The organism is Rhodoligotrophos sp. CJ14 (assembly GCF_038811545.1).
GTDB lineage: Bacteria > Pseudomonadota > Alphaproteobacteria > Rhizobiales > Im1 > Rhodoligotrophos > Rhodoligotrophos ferricapiens.
In genome coordinates this window covers 1709169-1718140 of record NZ_CP133319.1, presented here as the reverse complement: position 1 = coordinate 1718140, position 8972 = coordinate 1709169, and the positions used below count along the sequence as shown (strand labels likewise).

4 protein-coding genes are annotated in these 8972 nt (G+C 63.0%); 2 read left to right on the top strand and 2 right to left on the bottom strand.

Features of this window, described 5'->3' with window-relative positions:
• Nucleotides 1–2: 2 nt before the first annotated feature.
• The gene (gene gltB / locus RCF49_RS07965; RefSeq protein ID WP_432807374.1) at nucleotides 3–4718 is read right to left on the bottom strand and encodes a glutamate synthase large subunit; all 4716 of its coding nucleotides are present in this window, start codon (nucleotides 4716–4718) and stop codon (nucleotides 3–5) included.
• 525 nt (nucleotides 4719–5243) lie between these two features.
• Here gltB and RCF49_RS07960 point away from each other — a divergent pair.
• On the top strand, nucleotides 5244–7208 hold the full coding sequence (locus RCF49_RS07960; protein ID WP_342643494.1) for a S9 family peptidase: 1965 nt from the start codon (nucleotides 5244–5246) through the stop codon (nucleotides 7206–7208).
• Nucleotides 7205–8305 carry a threonine aldolase family protein gene (locus tag RCF49_RS07955; RefSeq protein WP_342643493.1) on the top strand — a complete coding sequence of 367 codons (1101 nt, stop codon included), beginning with the start codon at nucleotides 7205–7207 and terminating at the stop codon, nucleotides 8303–8305. Before RCF49_RS07960 ends, RCF49_RS07955 begins: the two co-directional genes overlap by 4 nt.
• A 97-nt stretch (nucleotides 8306–8402) precedes the next feature.
• Here the strand turns inward: RCF49_RS07955 and RCF49_RS07950 are convergent, their stop codons facing one another.
• Complete coding sequence (locus RCF49_RS07950; protein ID WP_342643492.1) at nucleotides 8403–8882, bottom strand: Hsp20 family protein; 480 nt, start codon at nucleotides 8880–8882, stop codon at nucleotides 8403–8405.
• Nucleotides 8883–8972 lie beyond the last annotated feature (90 nt).

The window sequence follows — 8972 nt, the reverse complement described above, 5'->3', positions numbered from 1 at the left end:
CCTCACGAGGCGCGCTTGCTGAGGCCGATGCGCATCTCGACCGCCTGTCGCGATTGCGCCCGCTCGATCTCCTGAAGGGCACGGCGATATTCGACCGGCATCACCTTGAGGAATTTCGGCCGGTAGACATCCCACCCGGCCAAGATCCGGCGGGCGAGCGGTGAGCCCGTGTAATGGGCATGCCGGGTGATCAGCTGGGTCAACCGCTGCTCGTCATAGTGACTAAGATCGGTCAGGATATCGACCAGCCCATGGGATTCGAGATCGCCACCGTGATGGTGCAGGCGTTCAAGCGCATCATCCTCGTGCTGGATGGGCTCGAGATCGACCATGGCCATGTTGCAGCGCTGCTCGAAGTCACCGCTCTCGTCCAGGACATAGGCGATGCCGCCAGACATGCCGGCCGCGAAGTTGCGACCAGTCTGGCCCAGCACCACGACGACGCCACCGGTCATGTACTCGCAGGTGTGATCGCCTGTGCCTTCCACCACTGCGATGGCGCCGGAATTGCGCACGGCGAAACGCTCGCCAGCGACACCATGGAAATAGCACTCGCCCGCGATCGCGCCATAAAGCACGGTATTGCCCGCGATGATGCTCCGTTCCGGCGTGATCACCGAGTTGCGCGGCGGGCGCACCACAAGGCGGCCGCCGGAGAGGCCTTTGCCCACATAGTCATTGGCGTCACCTTCGAGATCGAGGGTGATGCCATGGGCAAGGAAGGCGCCGAAGCTCTGACCCGCCGTGCCCTTGAGATGTACGGTAATGGTGTCATCCGGGAGACCTTTGTGCCCATAGCGGCGCGCAACTTCACCGGAGAGCATCGCACCCACGGAGCGATCGGTGTTGTTGATCGGGCTCTCGATCTCGATTGGGGTGCCCTTCTCAAGCGCCTCCTTGGCTTCAGTGATGAGCTTGCGGTCGAGCACATGGTCGATGTGGTGATGCTGCGCCTCGGAATGGCGGATCGCCACGCCTGCCACAACCCGCGGCTTGAAGAAGATGCGGGTGAAATCGAGGCCGCGTGCCTTCCAATGGGCGATCGCCGCGCGCTTGTCCAGGAACTCGCTCGCGCCCACCATGTCCGAGAAGCGGCGGAAGCCCATGGCCGCCATCAGTTCGCGAACCTCCTCGGCCACCATGAAGAAGTAGTTGATGACATGTTCGGGCTGGCCGACGAAGCGCTTGCGCAGAACGGGATCCTGGCTTGCCACCCCGACGGGGCAGGTGTTCAGGTGGCACTTGCGCATCATGATGCAGCCGATGGCAATCAGCGGGGCGGTGGAGAAGCCCATCTCGTCGGCGCCGAGCAGGGCTGCCACCACCACGTCGCGGCCGGTGCGCAGCCCGCCATCGCATTCAACCACGATGCGACCGCGCAACCCGTTCTGCACCAGGGTCTGCTGGGTTTCGGCCAGGCCGATCTCCCAGGGGCTGCCGGCATGCTTGATGGATGTCAGCGGGCTTGCGCCAGTGCCGCCATCGTAACCTGCGATGGTCACATGATCAGCGCGCGCCTTGGCAACGCCTGCCGCAACCGTGCCGACGCCCACCTCGGATACGAGCTTCACGGAGATCGCGGCCTGCGCGTTGACATTCTTCAGGTCGAAGATCAGCTGCGCCAGGTCTTCGATCGAATAGATGTCATGGTGCGGCGGCGGCGAAATCAGGCCGACGCCGGGGGTTGAGAAGCGCACCTTGGCGATGGTCGCGTCCACCTTGTGGCCGGGCAGCTGCCCGCCTTCGCCGGGCTTTGCGCCTTGCGCCATCTTGATCTGGATGCGGTCGGCATTGACCAGATATTCGGCAGTGACACCGAAGCGGCCAGACGCCACCTGCTTGATGGCGGAGCGGATGCTGTCGCCGCCCGGCAGGGGCACGTAGCGGTCCGACTCCTCGCCGCCCTCGCCGGTGTTCGACTTGCCACCGATACGGTTCATGGCCAAGGCAAGGGTGGTGTGCGCCTCACGGCTGATGGCGCCGAAGGACATGGCTCCGGTGGTGAAGCGCTTGACGATCTCGACGGCCGGCTCAACCTCCTCGATCGGCACCGGGCTGTGGCCCATCTCCTCGGCTTCCTTGATGCGGAAGAGACCGCGCAGGGTCATGAGCTTGGCCGACTGCTCGTTGATCTCTCGCGCGAAGGCGCGGTATTCCTCAACCGAGTTGGCGCGCACCGCATGCTGCAGATGGGCAACGGATTCCGGCGTCCATACGTGGGCTTCGCCACGCACGCGGAAGGCATATTCCCCGCCAATATCCAGCCTGTCGCGATAAAGCGCCTCGTCGCCAAAGGCCTGGGCATGGCGCACGAAAGTCTCGTGGGCCACTTCTTCGAGGCCGACACCTTCGACCTGAGTGCGGGTGCCGGTGAAATAGCGATCAACGAAGCTCGACTTCAGACCGACGGCATCGAAGATCTGGGCGCCGCAATAGGACTGGTAAGTCGAGATGCCCATCTTGGACATGACCTTGAGCAGTCCCTTGTCGATGGCCTTGATGTAGCGCTTGAACGCCTCTTCGCGGGTCAGCGGCTCATCCAGGGTCGGCAACATGGCCTCGATGGTCTCGAAGGCGAGGTAAGGGTTGATCGCCTCGGCGCCATAGCCGGCCAGCGTGCAGAAATGGTGCACTTCCCGCGCCTCGCCGGTCTCGACCACCAGGCCCACAGACGTGCGCAAGCCGCGGCGGATGAGGTGATGGTGGACCGCCGATGTGGCCAGGAGCGAGGGAATTGCCACGTGCTCGGCACTTACCATCCGGTCGGATAGGATGATGATATTATAGCCCTCGCGCACCGCATCTTCGGCGCGGGCGCAGATATGGGCAAGCGCATTGGCCATGCCGCGCGGGCCGATCTCGACGTCATAGGTGATGTCCAGGGTCACCGTGCGGAAGGGGTTGCTGGAGATATCGCCGATCGCGCGGATCTTCTCCAAATCCTCATTGGTGAGGATGGGCTGGGCCACTTCCAGGCGCATATGGCGCGAGGTGCCCCTGCGATCGAGCAGGTTTGGCCGCGGCCCGATGAAGGACACGAGCGACATCACCAGTTCCTCGCGGATCGGGTCGATCGGCGGGTTGGTGACCTGGGCAAAGTTCTGCTTGAAATAGGTGTGCAGCAGTTTCGGCTTGTCGGACAGGGCCGAAATCGGCGTGTCGGTGCCCATGGAGCCCACCGCCTCCTGGCCGGTGGTGATCATGGGAGCCATCAGGAATTTGAGATCTTCCTGGGTGTAGCCGAAGCATTGCTGGCGGTCGAGCAGCGAGACATTGGGCCGGCTCGGCACGGCCGTGACCTCGGGCAACTCGTTCACCCGGATCTGGGTGCGATCGAGCCATTCCTGATAGGGATGCTCGCTCGCCAGGGTGGTCTTCAACTCCTCGTCGGAGATGATGCGGTGCTGCTCGAGATCGATCAGCAGCATGCGGCCGGGCTGCAGCCGCCACTTCTGCACGATTCGCTCTTCGGGAATGTCGAGCACGCCCATTTCTGAGGCGAGCAGCACCTCGCCCTCATCAGTGACGATATAGCGGGCGGGACGTAGGCCGTTGCGGTCGAGGGTGGCGCCGATCTGCTTGCCATCGGTGAAGCAGATGGCAGCAGGACCGTCCCATGGCTCCATCAGCGCTGCATGATATTCATAGAAAGCGCGGCGCTTCTCATCCATCAGCGGGTTGCCGGCCCAAGCCTCGGGGATCAGCATCATCACCGCGTGTGCTAAGGGATAGCCGCCCTGGTAAAGCAGCTCGAGCGCGTTATCGAAGCAGGCGCTGTCGGACTGGCCCTCATAGGAGATCGGCCAGAGCTTGCTCATGTCGCCGCGGAACAGCTCGGAGGACATGTTCGCCTGACGGGCGGCCATCCAGTTGTAGTTGCCACGCAGCGTGTTGATCTCGCCGTTGTGGCAGATGAAGCGATAGGGATGCGCGAGCGGCCAGGACGGGAAGGTGTTGGTGGAAAAGCGCTGGTGCACCAGGGCGAAAGCGGAGCTGACCCGCTCGTCGGCAAGATCGCGGTAGTATTGGCCGAGCGCATTGCCCAGGACCAAGCCCTTATAGACAATGGTGCGGGCGGAGCACGAGACAACGTAATAGGCGCGCGCGGCCTCTTCCGGCATGGCATAGACGCGGTTGGAGATGACCTTGCGCATCACATAGAGCTTGCGCTCGAACTCCTCCTCGGTCATGTCGCGGACGCGCTTGATGAAGGCCTGCACGTGGAACGGCTCGGTCGGCTTCACACTCTCGCCCAGCACGGAGCGGTCGACCGGCACGTCGCGCCAGCCGATGATCTTGAGGCCTTCATCGAAGGCTGTGTCCTCGAACAGCCGCTCGATATGGCGCCGGATCGCCTGCTCACGAGGCATGAAGAGCTGCGCCACACCATAGTGGCCAGGCTCAGGCAGGTCGAAGCCAAGGCGCTCGGCCTCCTCGGCAAAGAAGGCATGAGGCAGCTGGATCAGAACACCTGCGCCATCGCCCGCACGGGGGTCAGCTCCAACCGCGCCGCGGTGCTCGAGATTGCAGAGGATCTTGAGACCGCGCGCGACAATATCGTGGCTCTTGCGATTGTAGATATTGGCGATGAGACCGATGCCGCAGGCATCGTGCTCGAGCGTCGGGTCATAGAGCCCCACGGCTTCCGGCAAGCCCTCCGGCCTGAAGCGCGGTGAGGCCTTCATGCTCGAGGCGGCCTGCACAATGTTCCGGCTCATATTCCATCCCTCTCATCGCTGCCGGCTTCAGCCAGCATCATCCAACCCGCAAAACCAAGACAACCGGCGGCTTCCGCTCTTGAGACACGCACAGGTTTCCCTGGCGGTCGCATCGGGCAGGCTTCAAGAAGGTTCGGGTTCTTTTGTGCAAGATGCCCGGCCCGCCCTATCGAGGGAAGGGGCGGCGGCATGGATCAGCTACCGAGACGCCCCGTCCCGCGTCGTATTTTTGCGCCGTTTGGCCGGCGTGCCGGTCGTCGTCATCGGTTGCACTCACCTCGGTTAGGACAGCACTGCTGTCCTATTGTGGCAAAGATGACAGATTTAGAGGCGGTGCGCAAGTTTCAAAATTCATCGCAGCCAAACGCGCAATATTATTTCGCGTGAAAGCCTGCGCGGACCTTAATCACAGCGCAAGTCGTGCCCGCGGTGGCGGGTATCGTGGTATCAACCGCTTGCGAGGTCACACGTCAGATAACATCATGGCCAGCGCAGAGCGATTGGCCAGATATAGGGTGGCGTAGAATGGATGCAACGAAAACGAGGACGGCCTACGGGGCGTGGCCCTCGCCAATCACTGCAGACATGGTTGCGGGACGCGCCGTCAGGTTCGGCATGCTGCGGGCGGAGGGTGAAGTGCTTTACTGGACCGAAAGCCGCCCCCGTGAGAACGGCCGCATGACCGTGATGCGCACCCGCCCGGAGGCGAGCCCACGAGACATGACGCCGGCTCCTTACAGCGCCCGGTCGCGCGTGCATGAATATGGGGGCGGTGAGTTTCTCACGGTCAATGGCGCGGTCTATTTCGTCAATGGCGAGGACCAGAACATCCATGTCGGCACGGTGGGCGGCGTGGTGCCACTCACGAGCGTCAAGTACTATCGGTTTGCCGATCTTGCCTATGACCGGCTGCGCCGGCGGCTGATCGCGGTCGCGGAGCGGCATGGGACAAGCGGGGCGGCGGATCCAAAGAATATGCTGACCGAGATCCCCCTCGATGGCAAAGCACGCGGCTATGTCACTCCGATCATCGATGGTTCGGATTTTTATGCATTCCCCCGGCTATCGAGCGACGGCAAGCGGCTGGCCTGGGTCGAATGGGACCTTCCCGGCATGCCTTGGGATGAAAGCCGGCTGATGGTCGCCGAGGTCGAGAGCACCGGACGGCTTGGTGCGATCACCCATGTTGCAGGCGGCAATGGCAGCTCGGTTTTTCAGCCGGAATGGGGCAGTGACGGCCGGCTCTTCTTCATCGATGACCGGACGGGATGGGGCAATCTCTACAGTTGGGATGGGCAGGATACGGTGGCTGTTGCGCCGCGTGAGGCTGAATTCGGCCTGCCACTCTGGGCGCTGGGCACGCGCACTTATACAGAGGTGTCGGAGGGTCGGCTGTTTGCGTGTTTCTTCGAGACGGGGATGGCGAAGACGGCCCTGATCGAGCCCGGCGCCAAAGACCCGGTCAACGTGCTGGATCTTGGGTTGCGCGATGTTTCGCAACCGACATTCGCCGGGGCTTCAGTCTTTGCCTATGCCACCACGGATCACAGCGCGCGTGCGCTGGTGCGGATCGGTATCAGCGAGGAGGTCATCGCCCCGCACGTGATCCGCCCGAGCCTCGATGCGCCCCTCAATCCAGGCGATATCTCGGAAGGCCGGCTGGTCACCATCGAGCGCCGGTACGGGGCTCCGGTCCACGCCCTCTATTATGCGCCGATGAACCGAAGCCATATGGGGCTCAAGGGCGAGGCACCCCCCATGATCGTGACGGCCCATGGAGGGCCTACGGGAATGGCCGATCGGGGCCTCAAGCCGCGCACGCAATATTGGACAAGCCGCGGCTTTGCCGTGCTGGATGTGGATTATGCGGGCAGCTGGGGATATGGGCGCCAGTACCGGGATCTATTGAACGGAAACTGGGGTGTTCGCGATGTGGAAGACGTGATCGAGGCTGCCGAAGCGGTGGCGGATCGCGGCCTTGCGGATATGGAACGCCTGGCGATCAGCGGGTCAAGCGCGGGCGGGTTCACCGTGCTCTGCGCGCTCGCCTTCGCGGATGTGTTCAAGGCGGGCGTGTCGTCCTATGGGGTCGGTGACCTCGACCAGCTGCTGCGCGAGACTCATAAGTTCGAAGCGGGTTATCTCTACCAGCTCACCGGTACCAGTGTCGGGGAAACCGACAGGATCTTCAGCGCACGCTCGCCGGTGCTGCATGCGGAGGGCATCAATGTGCCGATGATGTTCTTCCAGGGAACCGATGACAAGGTCGTGCCGCCGGAGCAGTCGCGGGTCATGGTTGAAAAGCTCAAGGCGCGTGGCGTGCCGGTCGGCTATATGGAATTTGAGGGAGAGGGCCACGGCTTCCGTTCGCCGCATGTGGTGAAGACGGCACTGCTGGCCGAACATGCCTTTTATGCCCGGGTGTTCAAGTTGAGGCCGCCCGAGGCTTTGCCACCCATCACATTGTTCAATGAGGATCGGCTGCCGTGAATTTTGCCAGCGACAACGTGGTGGGTGTTGCGCCCGCTGTGCTCGATGCCTTGGCAGGGGCCAATGGCGGGAGCGCCACGTCCTATGGGGCCGATGAATGGACGGCAAGAGCGGAAGAAAGGCTCCGCGAGATCTTCGAGCACGAGCTCGCGATGTTCCTGGTCACCACCGGGACTGCGGCCAATGCCTTGAGTCTTGCGGCGATCACGCCTCCCTATGGCGCGGTGCTGTGCCATGAGGAGAGCCACATCAATGTGGATGAATGCGGCGCGCCCGAGCTTTTCACGGGAGGTGCCAAGCTGGTGGCCGTGCGCGGTTCGGGGCCTGGTTCGCGGGGGGCGGGCAAGATCAGTGCGGACGGGATAGAGGCGACAATCGCCGGCTTCGGCCGGGCGCCGCATAGCGTGAAACCCGCCGCCATCAGCATCACTCAGGCCTCGGAATATGGCACCGTCTACACGACCGATGAGATTGGCTCGATCGCGGAAGTGGCGCGGCGCCATGGTCTGAAGCTGCATATGGATGGTGCCCGGTTCGCCAATGCTCTGGTTGCGCTGAAGGCCTCTCCCGCAGACATGACATGGCGCGCCGGGGTGGACGTGCTGAGCCTTGGTTTCACCAAGAATGGTGCGCTCGGGGCGGAGGCCGTCATCTTCTTCGACCCCCGGCGCGCGCAAGATTTTCCGTATTTGCGCAAGCGCACGGGGCATTTGTGGTCGAAGGGACGTTTCCTCGGGGCGCAAGTCAATGCGATGCTCGAGGATGAGCTGTGGCTGCGGAACGCCACCCATGCCAATGCCATGGCGAGCCGCCTCGGAGAGGGGCTGGGGAGATGCGGTGGCGTGCGCCTGCCCATAGACAGTGCAGCCAATGCCGTCTTTCCCATCCTGCCGGCGGCGCTTGATGAGAGGCTCAGGCGAGCGGGCGCTCACTATTACGACTGGTCGGCCATGGGCATCGATCCCGCGGACAGGCCGCGAGCGGATGAGCTGATGGTGCGTTTCGTCACCTCGTTCATGACCACCCAGGACGAGGTTGATCGGCTGCTCGATGCGGCCCGCGGTGCGCCGGAAATTGCGGCCTGGCGCGCGGGCTGAAGGGGGCAAGTAGGGCGGATGGCATCGAAAAGGGGCGCGCCCTCATGGAGCGCACCCCTGCCTCTCGCTCGTCGGCGTTGAGCAATACCGCCTGAGATTAAGCGGCTTTCTGCTCGATCACCTTCTTGGAGCCCTGGTCCTCGATGACCTTGCCAGGGTCGCTGGTGGTGATCTCGATCACGCGCGGCTTGGCCGCCTCGGGGACCTCGCGGGTCAGCTCAACATGCAGAAGGCCGTTTTCGAGCTTCGCACCGGTCACTTTCACATTGTCGGCGAGCTGGAAGCGGCGCTCGAAAGAACGGGAGGCGATGCCCTGGTGCAGGAAAGCGCCAGAGTTCTGCGACTTCTCCGCCTTGCGGCCGCTGATGGTGACGGCTTGCTCCTTCACCTCGACATTGAGCTCTTCCGGCTTGAAGCCAGCAACCGCCATGGTGATGCGATACTGATCCTCGGCCAGACGCTCGATGTTGTAGGGGGGATAACCGCTGCTCACATCGACATGGGCCAGGGACTCAAGCAGGCTCCCGAGCCGGTCAAAGCCGACGGTCGAACGGTAGAGAGGGGTAAGGTCGAACATAGCAACATCCTCCTAGAGCAATGCTGGTTCTCGTGGCTGCCTCCATTCGGACGGCAGCCGATCGTTTGGAGTGACGGACCCCGAAGGCTT

Bases quoted from the DNA above. Each gene is read 5' to 3' on its own strand.
- RCF49_RS07950 (WP_342643492.1), bottom strand. From the start codon at position 8,882: ATGTTCGACCTTACCCCTCTCTACCGTTCGACCGTCGGCTTTGACCGG.
- gltB (WP_432807374.1), bottom strand. From the start codon at position 4,718: ATGAGCCGGAACATTGTGCAGGCCGCCTCGAGCATGAAGGCCTCACCG.
- RCF49_RS07960 (WP_342643494.1), top strand. From the start codon at position 5,244: ATGGATGCAACGAAAACGAGGACGGCCTACGGGGCGTGGCCCTCGCCA.